Annotated in this window: 12 protein-coding genes; 6 read left to right on the top strand and 6 right to left on the bottom strand. The window is 73.4% G+C overall.

Annotated elements, in window-relative coordinates:
• On the bottom strand, positions 1-636 hold the full coding sequence (gene ccmA, locus ACPZVR_RS15785) for a heme ABC exporter ATP-binding protein CcmA (RefSeq protein ID WP_436700560.1): 636 nt from the start codon (positions 634-636) through the stop codon (positions 1-3).
• Between the two features lie 279 nt (positions 637-915).
• Here ccmA and ACPZVR_RS15780 point away from each other — a divergent pair, with 279 nt between their 5' ends.
• A complete protein-coding gene (locus ACPZVR_RS15780) occupies positions 916-2520 on the top strand; it encodes an ABC-F family ATP-binding cassette domain-containing protein (RefSeq protein WP_436700559.1) in 1605 nt (534 codons plus the stop codon).
• Here the strand turns inward: ACPZVR_RS15780 and ACPZVR_RS15775 are convergent.
• A complete protein-coding gene (locus ACPZVR_RS15775; RefSeq protein WP_436700558.1) occupies positions 2513-3913 on the bottom strand; it encodes a phospholipase D-like domain-containing protein in 1401 nt (466 codons plus the stop codon). The two genes, ACPZVR_RS15780 and ACPZVR_RS15775, sit on opposite strands and share 8 nt — an antisense overlap.
• Positions 3914-4085: 172 nt before the next feature.
• On the opposite strand from ACPZVR_RS15775, the gene ACPZVR_RS15770 reads away from it, so the two are divergent.
• A complete protein-coding gene (locus tag ACPZVR_RS15770) occupies positions 4086-4394 on the top strand; it encodes a GNAT family N-acetyltransferase (protein WP_436700557.1) in 309 nt (102 codons plus the stop codon).
• 25 nt (positions 4395-4419) lie between these two features.
• Here ACPZVR_RS15770 and ACPZVR_RS15765 read toward each other — a convergent pair whose 3' ends face one another.
• Positions 4420-4557 (bottom strand): hypothetical protein, encoded by a 138-nt coding sequence (locus tag ACPZVR_RS15765; RefSeq protein WP_436700556.1) that lies wholly within the window; start codon positions 4555-4557, stop codon positions 4420-4422.
• Between the two features lie 95 nt (positions 4558-4652).
• On the opposite strand from ACPZVR_RS15765, the gene ACPZVR_RS15760 reads away from it, so the two are divergent.
• Positions 4653-5207: a hemerythrin domain-containing protein gene (locus tag ACPZVR_RS15760; protein WP_436700555.1), complete on the top strand. Its 555-nt coding sequence runs from the start codon at positions 4653-4655 to the stop codon at positions 5205-5207.
• 9 nt (positions 5208-5216) lie between these two features.
• Here the strand turns inward: ACPZVR_RS15760 and ACPZVR_RS15755 are convergent, their stop codons facing one another.
• The 3 genes from ACPZVR_RS15755 to ACPZVR_RS15745 form a co-directional block, all read right to left on the bottom strand.
• The gene (locus ACPZVR_RS15755; RefSeq protein WP_436700554.1) at positions 5217-6773 is read right to left on the bottom strand and encodes an FAD-dependent oxidoreductase; all 1557 of its coding nucleotides are present in this window, start codon (positions 6771-6773) and stop codon (positions 5217-5219) included.
• A gap of 62 nt (positions 6774-6835) precedes the next feature.
• A complete protein-coding gene (locus ACPZVR_RS15750) occupies positions 6836-7480 on the bottom strand; it encodes a class I SAM-dependent methyltransferase (protein WP_436700553.1) in 645 nt (214 codons plus the stop codon).
• 161 nt (positions 7481-7641) lie between these two features.
• Positions 7642-8406, bottom strand: a complete 765-nt coding sequence (locus ACPZVR_RS15745) for a helix-turn-helix transcriptional regulator (RefSeq protein WP_436700552.1) — start codon at positions 8404-8406, stop codon at positions 7642-7644.
• Between the two features lie 110 nt (positions 8407-8516).
• On the opposite strand from ACPZVR_RS15745, the gene acs reads away from it, so the two are divergent.
• From acs to ACPZVR_RS15730, 3 genes are all read left to right on the top strand, one after another.
• Positions 8517-10484: an acetate--CoA ligase gene (gene acs, locus ACPZVR_RS15740; RefSeq protein ID WP_436700551.1), complete on the top strand. Its 1968-nt coding sequence runs from the start codon at positions 8517-8519 to the stop codon at positions 10482-10484.
• Entirely contained in the window at positions 10484-11065 is a 582-nt protein-coding gene (locus ACPZVR_RS15735) for an adenylate kinase (protein WP_436700550.1), read from the top strand. The genes acs and ACPZVR_RS15735 overlap by 1 nt, the downstream gene beginning before the upstream one ends.
• A 164-nt stretch (positions 11066-11229) precedes the next feature.
• Complete coding sequence (locus ACPZVR_RS15730; RefSeq protein ID WP_436700549.1) at positions 11230-13122, top strand: hybrid sensor histidine kinase/response regulator; 1893 nt, start codon at positions 11230-11232, stop codon at positions 13120-13122.
• Positions 13123-13164 lie beyond the last annotated feature (42 nt).

The following is a 13164-nucleotide window of genomic DNA, read 5'->3' as shown; positions in this document are numbered from 1 at the left end:
TCACGCCGGCGACGCCAGGTGGACCACGTCGTCGGCGACGGCGTCGACGAGCCGCGGCGAGTGGCTCGCGAGCAGGATCGCCAGGCCCGCCTCCTTCTCCGCCCGCAGCCGGGTCACGAGCCAGTCGAGCCCCTCCTGGTCCAGGCGCTGCTCGGGCTCGTCGAGCACGAGCAGCCGCCGGGGCCGGACGAAGGCGCTCGCCAGCGCGAGCCGGCGACGCTGACCGGAGGACAGGGACGTCGGGAGCTGGCCGGACTGGGCGGTGAGCCCGACCTCCTCCAGCACGTCGTCCACGACGGCATCGGCGTCCTCGGTGCGGTGGGCGCGAGCGAACAGGTCGAGGTGCTCGACGACGGTGAGGTCGGGGAAGAAGTCGAGGTCGTCCATCACCACCGCCAGCGCGGCGCGGATCGTCGCCGAGCGCTCGTCGAGGGCCTCGCCCAGCACCTCGACCGTGCCGGCGTCGGGCTGGTCGGCACCGGTGATGCAGCGCAGCGCCGTGGACTTGCCCGCCCCGTTGGGCCCCACCAGGACGGCTGCGCTCCCCGCCGCGACGTCGAGATCGAGGTCCGCGAGCACGCGGTGCTCACCGAACGAGCGGGTCAGCCCGCGCACCGAGAGGACAGCTTCCGTCACGGGGCCACACTCCCAGACCGCCCCTCATCCCGCCGATGCGGGACGACGCCGATGCGGGACGGCGCCGCCGCGGGGCATAGGCTGGCCGCGTGATCGAGGTCGACAGAGGCTAGCCGCCCGACCGGGCGGCCTGCTCCGCATCGACGGACGCCCGCGAGGCGCGTCCGCGGACCGCACGTGCCACCGGCCGGACCCGACGTCCACCTCTCACCCGGGCCCCCGGCGCCCGCTCCCCGCATCGGCGAGCCGCGCCCGGCCCACCACGAACGGATCTCCGTCATGTCCACCAACGCTGTCATCACCCTGCGCGAGCTCACCTTCGAGTGGCCCGACGGCACGCCCGCCCTGACCCGTCTCACCGGGTCGATCAACGCCGGGCGCACCGGGCTCGTCGGCCGCAACGGCGCCGGCAAGTCGACCCTGCTGCGCCTCGTCGCCGGCCTGCTCCGGCCCACCTCGGGACACATCGACGTCGCGGGCGAGGTCGGCTACCTGCCCCAGACGCTCACCCTCCAGTCCGACACCACGATCGCGGATCTGCTCGGCATCCGGGAGATCGTCGACGCCATCGATGCCATCGAGCGTGGCGACGCGGACCCACGCCACTTCGACACGATCGGCGACGACTGGGACATCGAGGCGCGTGCCGACGAGCTCCTGGACCAGATCGGCTTCGGCGCCCGCGACCTGGGCCGCCGGGTCGCGGAGCTGTCCGGTGGCGAGGCGATGCTCATCGCGGTGACCGGCCTGCGGCTGCGGCGTACGCCGATCACGCTGCTGGACGAGCCGACCAACAACCTCGACCGGCCGACGCGGCGACGGCTCGCCGCGTTCGTCGACCAGTGGCCGGGCACCCTCGTGATCGTGAGCCACGACCTCGAGCTGCTCGAGCACGTCGACCAGACCGCGGAGCTGTACGACGGCGCCCTGACCACCTTCGGCGGCACATACCGCGCGTGGCAGGCGCACCTGGAGCAGGAGCAGGCGGCCGCGCAGCAGGCGGCGCGCTCGGCGCAGCAGGCGCTGAAGGTCGAACGACGCCAGCGCGCCGAGGCCGAGACGAAGCTCGCCCGCCGCGAGCGCACCGCCCGCCGGACCCAGAAGGACGGCGGCATCCCCCGGATCCTCGCGGGCAACCGGGCCAGCAAGGCGCAGAACGCGGCCGGCGCGCTGCGCAGCACCCTGGACGAGAAGGTGGTCGCCGCCCAGGCGGCCGTCGACTCCGCGGACGCCCGGGTCCGGCGCGAGGAGCGCATCAGCCTGGAGCTGCCCGACCCCGCGGTGCCCCGCGGCCGGCGGCTGCTCGAGATCACCCAGGCGGATCGGACCTTCGTCGTGCAGGGCCCGGAGCGGGTCGCGCTCGTCGGCCCCAACGGCGCCGGGAAGTCGACGCTGCTCCACCAGCTGGTGCGCGACCTGCCGGCCCTCCCGGGTGCGCCGGCCGGCCGTCTGCTGACCGATCGGGTCGGGTTCCTCCCCCAGCGCCTGGACGGACTCGAGGAGGACGCGGACGCGATGACGAACGTGCGGCGCGTCGCACCCGGCGTACCCGACGGCACGATCCGCAACCAGCTCGCCCGGATGCTCCTGCGCGGAGCGAGCGTCGATCGTCCCGTCGGCTCACTGTCGGGGGGCGAGCGCTTCCGGGTCTCCCTGGCGACGCTGCTGCTCGCCACGCCGCCGGCCGAGCTGCTGATCCTCGACGAGCCGACGAACAACCTCGACATCGCCAGCGTCCGACAGCTGACCGAGGCACTCTCGGGCTACCGCGGGGCGCTCCTCGTCGTGAGCCACGACCAGGCCTTCCTGGAGAGCCTCGGGCCGGACACGGTGCTGGCGATCGACGACGCCGGCCGGCTGTCCCGCGCGGCCGGGCTCAGCTGAGCTCGGCCTCCAGCTCGTGGAACGGGTAGTCCTTCGGACCGAGGTAGCCCTCGTCCCGGTAGCCGTCGCGCCGCGGCGTCGGGTCGGGGTCGGCCGAGTTGACGTAGTTGCTGAGCGTGCGCGGCGCCTGGCGGTAGATCATGTCGACCTGCCTGACGTACTTCGCCGTCATGGCGGCGTCGCCGCGGATGATGATGTTCTCCTCGTCGGAGTGCCAGCCCAGCCGGGTCCAGTTCTCGCTGCTGGACAGGACCACGTTGCCGTCGTTGCGGCCGTCGACGTGGCCCTGGACGGCGAGGCCCTTCATGTGGACGTAGCGGTCCTTGAACTTGTCGGCCTCCTCGCCGTAGATGTAGACCATCTGCTTGGCCCGCATCCCGCGCAGGATGCCGCGGATCCGGCGCTGCATCATCATGAAGACGATCTCGACGTCGCAGCCGGCGCGGTCGAGCTGGCGCAACTTGCGGGCGATCCGGGCCCCACGCTCCTCGCCCCACACCGCATTGGCGACCCGGACCTTGGTGCGCCCGTCTGCCGTGTTGGCGGCACCGGTGCACTGCACCTTGTTGAGCACCGACAGGGCCGGGTCGACATTCCCCTTGTGAGGCGCGAACATCGTGGTGATGTTGCCGACGGTGAAGCGCATCGGCGGGAAGTTGCGGTCCTGGGTGGCCTGGTCCCACATCTGCATCCAGCCGTCGTAGAGCGCCTTGTTCTCCGTGACGGTCGTCCAGTCGTTGAACTGCTGCACGGCCGCGGCGCCGGTGAAGTTGCCGGAGCCCTGCATCACGATCCAGTTGGTGGCTCCGGAGCGACTGACCAGCATCAGCTTCGAGTGCATCGAGCCGCGCTTGCCGCGGCAGGTCTGCTTGCAGGTGCGGATCCAGCTCTTCAGTCCGTCGGGGCGGCGCTTGTCGCCCTGGGCGAAGGCACGGAGCATCATCGGGTACGACCGCGACGGGTTGCCCCTCTGCGACCGGGCGAGACCGCGGGACATGATGATCTGCACCGACACGCCGCGGTTGTGGGCGGCGATGAACTTCCGGGCGAGGTACGGCGAGTCGAAGTTCCAGGTGATCACCCGCACCGTGGCGCCCGCGGGGGCGTTCTTGAGCGCCTTGACGATCCGGTGGTGGATCTTGCCGCGCTTGCCGTCACGGAACGGGTGGTTGAACGTGATGCCCGGCTTCACGACGTAGCTCGGGTTCGGCTTCTCCGCCGGCACGGTCCGCGGCGCCGTCACCGGAGCCGGCGCCGCGGGGGCGCCCGCGGCCGGCACGAGGGTGCCGTGCCCGGCGAGCAGCACGGTCGCCGCGACGACCAGCGCCAGCACGGTTGCGACCGGCCTGCGGCCCCGCTCCTCCATCGACGCGATCCCCCACGCAGTCGCCACGATCCCGCATCCCCCTACCTCGGCCGAGCTGACGCACGGACCCTACCCAACCGACCCCGTCCGCGAACCCGGGGCGGAGGAACCTGTCCCGACCGCTCGGGTCCTTGACCGCGGGCGCCTCCCCGGAAAGGCTGGGCGGCGACCCGGCCCCACCCTCGAGGAGTCTCGCCCCATGACCGACGTGCAGATCGCGGACCGACCCGACCGGAAGCGCTTCGAGGCACTGGTCGGCGGCGAGCTGGCGGGCTGGGCCGACTACCAGCTCACCGACGAGCTGATGGTCTTCACCCACACCGAGGTCGACCCGGCGTACGAGGGTCGGGGCGTCGGCGGCGCCCTCGCCCGGACGGCCCTCGACGAGGTGCGCGCCCGCGGCCTGAAGGCGCTCGTGGTCTGCCCGTTCATCACCGGGTGGATCGGACGGCACCGGGAGTACGCCGACCTGCTCTACGGGGCGCGCCCCAGCAGCGTGTCGGACTGACCCCGTCGCGGGCCGTCCGCGTCGTTCAGGAGCCGTCCACGCAGAAGGCCCGGACGAGCACCTCGCCGAGGAGCTCCCCGGCCTCGTCCACCGACCGCCCGCCGGCCTGCACGTCCTCGATCGCGGCGCGCCCGTCTGCCGGGGCCGCGGTCGGGTAGTTCAACGGACAGTCGGCGCCTCGTGTGGTGACGAGGCCGGCCCGGGGCGCAGCCACCGCGGCGCGCCCGCTTCCACGATCCCGAGACCGAGGTACCGATCATGAGCGAAGACGTCGTCGACCTGATCCTCCACGACCACCGCGAGCTCGAGCGGCTCTTCGACGAGTTGCTCACCAACCCGGAGCGGCGCGCCACCCTGACGCCCGTGATGACCACGCTGCTCACCGCCCACAGCCGGGCCGAGGAGGCGGAGGTCTACCCCGCCGCCCGGGAGGCCGGCGCCCAGGACGACGTCGAGCACAGCCAGAAGGAGCATCTCGAGGCCGACCAGCTCGCCCGGCGGGTGGCCGCGACCGATCCCGACGACCCGGCCTTCGCCGACGCCCTGCGCGAGCTGGTGGACGCGGTCAAGCATCACGTCGAGGAGGAGGAGACGACCGTGCTGCCCGGCATCCGCGAGCGCATCGACGAGGCGCGCCGCGCGGAGCTCGGCGAGGCGTTCCTCGCCGCCCGCGAGCAGCACCTCGGCGAGCAGCCCGCCGACATCACGAAGGCCGAGCTGGAGCAGCAGGCGGCCAACGCCGGCGTCGGCGGCGCCTCGTCGATGAGCAAGGACGAGCTCTCCGACACCCTCGAGGAGCAGGCCGAGAGCTGAGCGCGGGCCTCAGGAGGGACGTGGCGGGTCCGGCGGGGCGGGTCGTGACGCGAGGGGCGTGGTCGCCGGGCCCTCGAGGACGTCGCCGTCGACACTGAACCTGGAGCCGTGGCACGGGCAGTCCCACGTCGTCTCGGCCGCGTTCCACACGACCTGGCAACCGAGGTGGGTGCAGGTCGCCGACACGACATGCGCCCTGCCCGCCGGATCGCGGTAGGCCGCGACCTTCCCGCCGTGGCCGGACAGCACGGCACCCTCGCCCGGCCGCAGGTCCGCGAGCTCGCCTCGCGCCGGGCTCAGCCGACCGGTGGCGAACCGGAGCCCGACCCGGCCGTTCTCCGTCGCGAAGCGGAAGCCCTCCGCGAGCGGGCGGACCCGGTCGGCGGCGAAGAACCGCGCCCAGGGGTTGGCGCGCCCGACGATCGCGTCGGTGATCAGGGTCGCCGCGAGGGTGCCGCCCGACATGCCCCACTTCCGGTACCCGGTGGCGACGAACACCCGTCGGGACCGCCAGTTCACCGCGCCGATGTAGGGGACGCCGTCGTCGGAGGCGTAGTCCTGCGCGGACCACCGATGCTCGAACGACACGACGTCCCAGTGATCGGCGGCGAACTCCGCGAGCCTCTCGTATCGCGCGGGGGTCGCCTTCCCCGATCCGGTGTGGTGGCTCTCGCCCAGCACCATCAGCAGCTCGGAGTCGCCGACGGGGACCGAGCGGATCGAGTGCGAGGACGCGGCGGCGCCGTGGAGCATCGCGTCCGGCAGGCCACCGCGCACGCGGGCCGTCACGACGTACGAGGTGCTCGGATAGGCGCGGGCGAAGTGGACGCCGCGGTCGAGGAACGGGAGCAGCGTCGCGACCACGACGTGGCGGGCGCGCAGCGACCCGTGCTCGGTGCGCACGACGCAGTGGGAGCTCTCCTCCTCGACGTCGGTCGCGCGCGTCCGTTCGAGGATCGTCCCCCCGGCCTGCTCGAGCCGGTCGGCGAGCCCGAGCAGGTAGCGGACCGGGTGGAGCTCGACCTGGTCGTCGAACCGCAGGCCGCCCGTCGTCGCGAACGGCACGGGCGCCTCGTCGACCAGGTGCGCCGGTAGACCCGCCCGTCGGGCGGCCCGCCCCTCCGCCTCCAGCAGCGCGCGCTCCGCCTTCCCCGTCGCATAGAGATAGGCGGGGCGCCGGCGGAGGTCGCAGGCGATCCCGTCGGCCAGCTCGACGACCTTCTCCTTGCTCGCCTCCATCGCCGCGCCGTACGTCGCCGCGCCGCCCGGCCCACGCGTCACCAGGAGCCGGGCGTAGGTCAGGTGGTGCTGGGACGTCACCTTGGCCGTCGTCCGGCCGCTGGTGCCGGCGACGACCCGGTCCTGCTCCAGCAGCGTGACCGCCAGGCCCTCCCGAGCGAGCTGCAGGGCGGTGGTCAGGCCGGTGATGCCGCCGCCGACCACCGCCACGTCGCACGACAGGTCACCGTGCAGGGACGGTCTCTCGGGGCGCTCGACCCCGTCCCACCACACGGCGCGATGCTGCGCGGTGCGGACGTCGGCCGGAACGGGCGGTGGCGCGGACATGGCTCCCCCTGGGTCGTCGGCAGGTCTGCCCCGAGGTACCCGCCCGGTCGCGACCGAACCGCTCAGGCCGGCTCGGGCCGGGCCAGCAGCACGACGAGGCCGCGACCGGGCTCGCCGCGGGTCTCGGAGAGGACGAGCGAGTCGGGCAGCTCGCCGTCCAGGACCCGGGCCTGCTCGTAGGAGCCGAGCTGGAGCAGCGCGGCCCCCTGGGCGTGCAGGCATCGGTCGATCACGTCGACGCACTGGCGCGCGAGGTCCAGTCCGTCGGTGCCCCCGTCGATCGCGAGCACCGGGTCGGCCGGGAAGCAGCCGACGAGCTCGGAGCGCACCCACGGAGGGTCGGCGATGATCAGGGGGAACGGGTCGTCCGCCGCGAACGTGTCCAGCGACGCCCGCCGCACCTCGACGAGGCCGGAGCGGCCGGCGGCGCCGGCATTGGCCTCCGCGAAGGCGCACGCGACCGGGTCCACGTCGACGCACACCAGCCTCCGGTCGGTGCCGTCCACCGCGAGCAGCCCGATGTGCGCCACCCCGCTGCACAGCTCCAGCACCGGTCCCGGCGGCACGGTGTCCAGCAGCTCACGGGCCCATCGCGACTGGGCGACGGTCCAGGTGCGGGGAGTGAGCACACGCTGGTCGAAGGTGATCGACAGCGACCCGAAGGTCAGCGTCTGCGCGGGCGTCGGCGCCTCCCGTGCCGTCGTCACGACGAGGCCTCCGCGTGCTCCGGAGCGGGCTCCCTGCGTGGCCGCGGATGTGGCGACTGCTTGCTGGTCATGACGAGGAGATACCCGCGCCCGCGATCCGCACCCGCCACGAGTGGCGAGCACCCGCGACCTCGGCGCCGCCCTCCTCCACGGGGCCTCGGCTACGAGGGGATCAGGCCGAGTCGGCGCGCCTCGACCACGGCCGCCTGCCGGGTGCCCGCATGCAGCCGGGCCATCGCCGCACGGAGGTAGCTCTTGACCGTCGGGAGCGAGAGCCCGAGGTGCTCGGCGATCTCGGCGTTGCGCAGGCCCAGCTCCACGAGGGCGAGCACCTCCACCTGGCGCGGTGTCAGCTCGGGCGCCGGCTCGCCCGGGGGCGGTGCGCCGTCGTCGGAGCCCTGGTCGGCGGGGCCGAAGCGCGACGGAACCGTGCGGATCGCGTCGGCGGCGAGCAGCATGCGAAGGCGCAGGTCCACCTGGTCGCGGACGTCGAGCTCATGGGCGACCTGGCCGGCCTGGCGCTCGAGGCAGCGGACCAGCTCGCGCCCCTGGGCGGGCGAGCGGGTGCCGGCGTACAGCAGGCCACGCATCCGCCGCCGCACGATGATGGGCGCGACCGCGAGGGTGACGATGCCCTCGCTGAGGATCTGGTCGTCGAAGTCGTGGGTGATCTCGTCGGCGGAGGCGTAGTCGTCCACGACCAGGGGGCGTCGGACGTCCCAGCTGCGGCCGCCGAGACCGCGCGAGGGCGCGAGCACGATCGAGCTCAGCTTGCGGGTGGCCGCCCCGGCCACCGCGGTGACGCGCACCTGGCCCTGGTCGCAGAGTCCGGCGAAGGAGACGGCACCGCTGATCGTGCGGCGGACCTCGCGGCTGGCCTGCTTGATCAGCGCCATGTCGCTCGGGCGCATGAGATCCACGGACACCACTACCTACCTTCGGACGTGCCGGCCGGACGCTCGGGCACCTCAGCATGTGGCGCAGACCACGACGCTCCCGTGATTCTCGCGGGCGCACCCCACGGAGGCAAGATCAGATGTCCCACGACACCGACACCATCGCGCACCACCCGACCGTGCTGGAGCCGCCCGCCGAGCTCGCCCGGGAGGCGAACCTGCGAGCCGACGCGTACGAGCGTGCCGCCACGGACCGGCTGGGGTTCTGGGCCGAGCAGGCGGCCCGGCTGGACTGGGCCGAGCCGTTCACCGAGGTGCTGGACTGGTCGAACCCGCCCTTCGCGAAGTGGTTCGTGGGCGGGCGGCTCAACGCGGCCTACAACTGCGTCGACCGCCACGTCGAGGCCGGCGCGGGCGACCGGGTCGCGCTGCACTTCGTCGGCGAGCCCGGCGACAGCCGCGACATCACGTACGCCGAGCTGCAGGCCGAGGTGTGCCGCGCCGCCAACCTCCTCACCGAGCTCGGCGTCGAGGCCGGGGACCGGGTCGCGCTCTATCTCCCGATGATCCCCGAGGCGGTCGTCGCGATGCTGGCCTGCGCCCGCATCGGCGCTCCGCACACGGTCGTCTTCGGCGGCTTCAGCTCCGACGCGCTCGCGAGCCGGATCGCGGACTGCGCGGCCAAGATCGTCATCACCGCCGACGGCGGCTACCGCCGCGGCACGGCGTCCCCCCTGAAGCCGGCCGTCGACGACGCCCTGGCCAAGCTCGCCGGCGCCAACCCGGTCGACCACGTGCTCGTCGTACGCCGCACCGGCCAGGAGGTGCCCTTCGACGACGCGACCGACCTGTGGTGGCACGACACGGTGGCCGCGGCGTCGGACCGGCACGTCCCCGAGGCCTTCGACGCCGAGCACCCCCTCTACGTCATGTACACCTCCGGCACGACCGGATCCCCCAAGGGCATCCTGCACACCACCGGCGGCTACCTCGTCCAGACCGCCTACACGTTCTGGGGCGTCTTCGACCACAAGCCCGGTGACGTCTACTGGTGCACGGCCGACATCGGCTGGGTCACCGGCCACTCGTACCTCGTCTACGGACCGCTCGCCAACGGCGTGACCCAGGTGCTCTACGAGGGCACCCCGGACACGCCGCACCGCGGTCGGTGGTGGGAGATCATCCAGGACAAGGGCGTGACGCTCTTCTACACCGCCCCCACGGCGATCCGGACGTTCATGAAGTGGGGCGAGGAGATTCCCGCGAAGTACGACCTCTCCAGCCTGCGGATCCTGGGCTCGGTCGGCGAGTCGATCAACCCCGAGGCGCACCGGTGGTACCACGAGCAGATCGGGGGCGGTACGGCGCCGATCGTCGACACCTGGTGGCAGACAGAGACCGGCGGCCACATGATCAGCCCGCTGCCGGGAGTCACGGCGGCCAAGCCGGGCTCGGCGATGGCCCCGGTCCCCGGCATCACCGCCGACGTCGTCGACGACGCGGGCCGCTCGGTCGCCAACGGCGAGAGCGGCTACCTGGTCGTCCGCGACCCCTGGCCCTCGATGCTGCGGACGATCTGGGGCGACGACGAGCGCTACCGCGACACCTACTGGTCCCGCTGGGAGGGGATGTACTTCGCCGGCGACGGCGCGCGGCGCGACGAGGACGGCGCCATCTGGCTGCTCGGCCGCGTCGACGACGTCATGAACGTCTCCGGCCACCGGCTGTCGACCACGGAGATCGAGTCGGCCCTCGTCTCCCACCCCACCGTCGCCGAGGCCGCCGTGGTCGGCGCCGCCGACGACACGACGGGCCAGGCGGTCGTCGCCTTCGTCATCCTCCGCGAGTCGGCGGACACCCCGGAGGAGGAGCTGGTGGCCGCCCTGCGCCACCACGTCGCCCGCGAGATCGGCCCCATCGCGAAGCCGAAGCAGGTCGTCGTCGTCCCCGAGCTGCCCAAGACCCGCTCCGGCAAGATCATGCGGCGGCTGCTCCGCGACGTCGCCGAGCACCGCACGGTGGGCGACGCGACCACCCTCGCGGACAGCTCGGTCATGGACCTGATCGCCGCCGGCATGTCCGCGCCCGCGCAGGGGGAGGACGACTGATGCGCCTGCTGATCATGGGCCCGCCCGGCGCCGGCAAGGGCACGCACGCCGGAGCGCTCGCGGCACTCGTCGACGGCCCGCACATCTCGACCGGCGACCTCTTCCGGGATCACGTCGGACGACGTACCGAGCTCGGCCGCCTGGCGGAGAAGTACATCTCCGCGGGCGAGTACGTCCCCGACGCCGTCACCGACGACATGGTGCGCGACCGCCTCGGTCGGCCGGACGCCGCCCGGGCCTTCGTTCTCGACGGCTACCCGCGCACCGGCACCCAGGTCGCCACGCTCGACGCGCTGCTCGACGCCCGCGGCGCCGCCGTCGACGCCGTCGTCGAGCTGACCGTCCCCGACGACGAGCTCGTCGCCCGGATCCTGCGCCGCTCGGCTGTCAGCGGTCGCAGCGACGACACCGAGGACGTCGTCCGGCACCGGCTGGCCGTCTACGCCGACCAGACCGCTCCCCTCGTGCGGGCCTACGGCGAGCGCGGCCTCCTCCTCCGCGTCGACGGCACGGGCACGATGGACGACGTACGACGCCGGGTCGAGGGCGCGGTCGCCGCCATCGCCGGCGCCACCGCCTGAGGGGCGACCCGGCGTCACCCGCGCCCCGTGATCCGCGCGCCGGCGGCGCGGCGCGCGGCCGGCTGGCGATAGAGTCACCGCCCCTGAAGATCGGGGAGTATGCGAGCAGTCGTTGCGGGCACTGAACGGCGGTCGTGGGGATCGTGGGACGTGAGGGTGGTGGCGTGGCGGAGCAGCCGACGGTGTTGATCGTGGACGACTCACCGGAGCTGCGGACGCTCGTCGGCGCTCGGCTGCGGCAGTCGGGACTGTTCGAGGTCGTGGCCGAGGGGGGCGACGGCGGCGAGGCGCTGATGCTCGCCCACGAGCACCAGCCGACCCTGGTGCTGCTCGACACCTCGATGCCCGTCCTCGACGGCCTCGAGTGCCTGCCCCTCGTCCTGGCCGTCTCGCCGGAGAGCAAGGTGGTGATGTACACCGGCTTCCAGGCCGCGGGGCTCGCCGACCGCGCCCGCGAGCTGGGAGCGGTGGACTTCGTCGAGAAGTCGATGCCGCTCGACACCCTGGTGGAGCGCCTGTGGCAGCACGTCTCCGTCCCGGCTCCGCGGGCCATCCGTCCGCCCGGCCGCCCGCTCCGGCTGGCCTCGGGCGACGACCCGGCGGCCCGGGACCAGCGCGTGCTCGACGAGCACCTCGAGCGCTATCGCGAGGTGTTCGACCAGGCCACCATCGGGATGGCGACGATGACGCTCAACGGCAGCATCGTCCGGGCCAACCGGGCGCTCGTGCAGATGGTCGGGCGCCCGGCGGGCGACCTCATCGGCCTCGACTACGGCGTCCTCACCCGGCAGCACGGCGACCAGCTCGACGACGCGCTGGCGCGGATCACCGAGCGCGGCGAGGAGCTCGTGGCGTTCGAGCACCCACTCGAGAGCGACCCACCGGGGCGCACGGTGCGGGTCACCCTCACGCCCGTCCGCGACTCGCGGGGCGATCCGCTCTACGTCTTCGCCCAGGTCCAGGACGTCACCACGGAGCTGGAGCTGCGCCGCAGCGCGGAGATCTTCCGGCTGCTGGTGACGGCGGTCAAGGACTACGCCATCTTCATGCTCGACGTCCGGGGCAGGGTCGCGAGCTGGAACGCCGGCGCGGCGCACATCAAGGGCTACCGCGCCGAGGAGATCATCGGGCAGCACTTCCGCGTGTTCTACCCCGCGGACGAGCAGGAGTCCGGCCATCCGGAGCGCAACCTCGCGATGGCGCTGCGCGACGGCGTCCACGCGGAGGAGGGCTGGCGGGTGCGCCGCGACGGCAGCACCTTCTGGGCGCGCGTCGTCATCACCGCCGTGTACGACGACGAGGGCCGGCACGTCGGCTTCGCCAAGGTGACCCGCGACCAGACGGAGCAGCGAGCGCATGAGGAGGAGCGCCGGCGCGCCCTCGAGCAGCAGGCCCACCTGCTGGCCGTCACCGCGCACGAGCTGCGGACGCCGGCCGCGGTGATCGAGGGGGCGGTCGACCTGCTGCGTGAGGGCTCGGACCTCGAGACCGACGAGCGCCAGCAGATCCTCGACGCCATGGCGTCGAGCGCCCAGCGCCTCCAGCGGCTCCTCACCGATCTCGGTACCGCGTCCGACGTCCAGGCCGACGCCCTCGCGCTGGAGCTGGAGACCGTGTCACTTCGCGGCGTCCTGCTGTCGGCGACCGACCGGCTCCACGCCGCGCACGCCGACGCCCGGGTGCAGGTGCACGTCGACCAGGACGTCGACCTGGTCGCCGATCCCGCACGGCTCGGCCAGGCGCTGGACAACCTCCTCGAGAACGCCGTGCGCCACGGCCGTCCCCCGGTCGTCGTCTCCGGCGAGCGCACCGCCGACGGTGTGCGCATGGTCGTCAGCGACGCCGGGCCGGGTGTCCTGCAGCGTCTGGGCGAGCGCGTCTTCGAGCGATTCGTGCACGCCGGCCCGGCCGCCGGCAGCGGCCTGGGCCTCTACATCGTGCGCGAGATCGCCCGGCTCCACGGGGGCGAGGCGCGCTACACCACCGAGGGCCCCGGCCGCCCCGCCTTCGTGCTCGACCTGCCGGCCCGGCCCCAGGTCCCCCGCACGGAGGTGTGAGGGCGGGCCCTCGTGCCCACCGGGCGCGTGCGGCCCGCACGA

Source organism: Nocardioides segetis (genome assembly GCF_051390595.1).
In the GTDB taxonomy this organism is placed as follows: Bacteria; Actinomycetota; Actinomycetes; order Propionibacteriales; family Nocardioidaceae; genus Nocardioides.
This window is presented reverse-complemented; position numbering and strand designations above follow the sequence as displayed.

Excerpts from the sequence above, each read along its gene's own strand:
- ACPZVR_RS15780 (WP_436700559.1), top strand. The coding sequence starts at position 916 with ATGTCCACCAACGCTGTCATCACCCTGCGCGAGCTCACCTTCGAGTGG.
- ACPZVR_RS15770 (WP_436700557.1), top strand. The coding sequence starts at position 4,086 with ATGACCGACGTGCAGATCGCGGACCGACCCGACCGGAAGCGCTTCGAG.
- ACPZVR_RS15760 (WP_436700555.1), top strand. The coding sequence starts at position 4,653 with ATGAGCGAAGACGTCGTCGACCTGATCCTCCACGACCACCGCGAGCTC.
- ACPZVR_RS15755 (WP_436700554.1), bottom strand. The coding sequence starts at position 6,773 with ATGTCCGCGCCACCGCCCGTTCCGGCCGACGTCCGCACCGCGCAGCAT.
- acs (WP_436700551.1), top strand. The coding sequence starts at position 8,517 with ATGTCCCACGACACCGACACCATCGCGCACCACCCGACCGTGCTGGAG.
- ACPZVR_RS15735 (WP_436700550.1), top strand. The coding sequence starts at position 10,484 with ATGCGCCTGCTGATCATGGGCCCGCCCGGCGCCGGCAAGGGCACGCAC.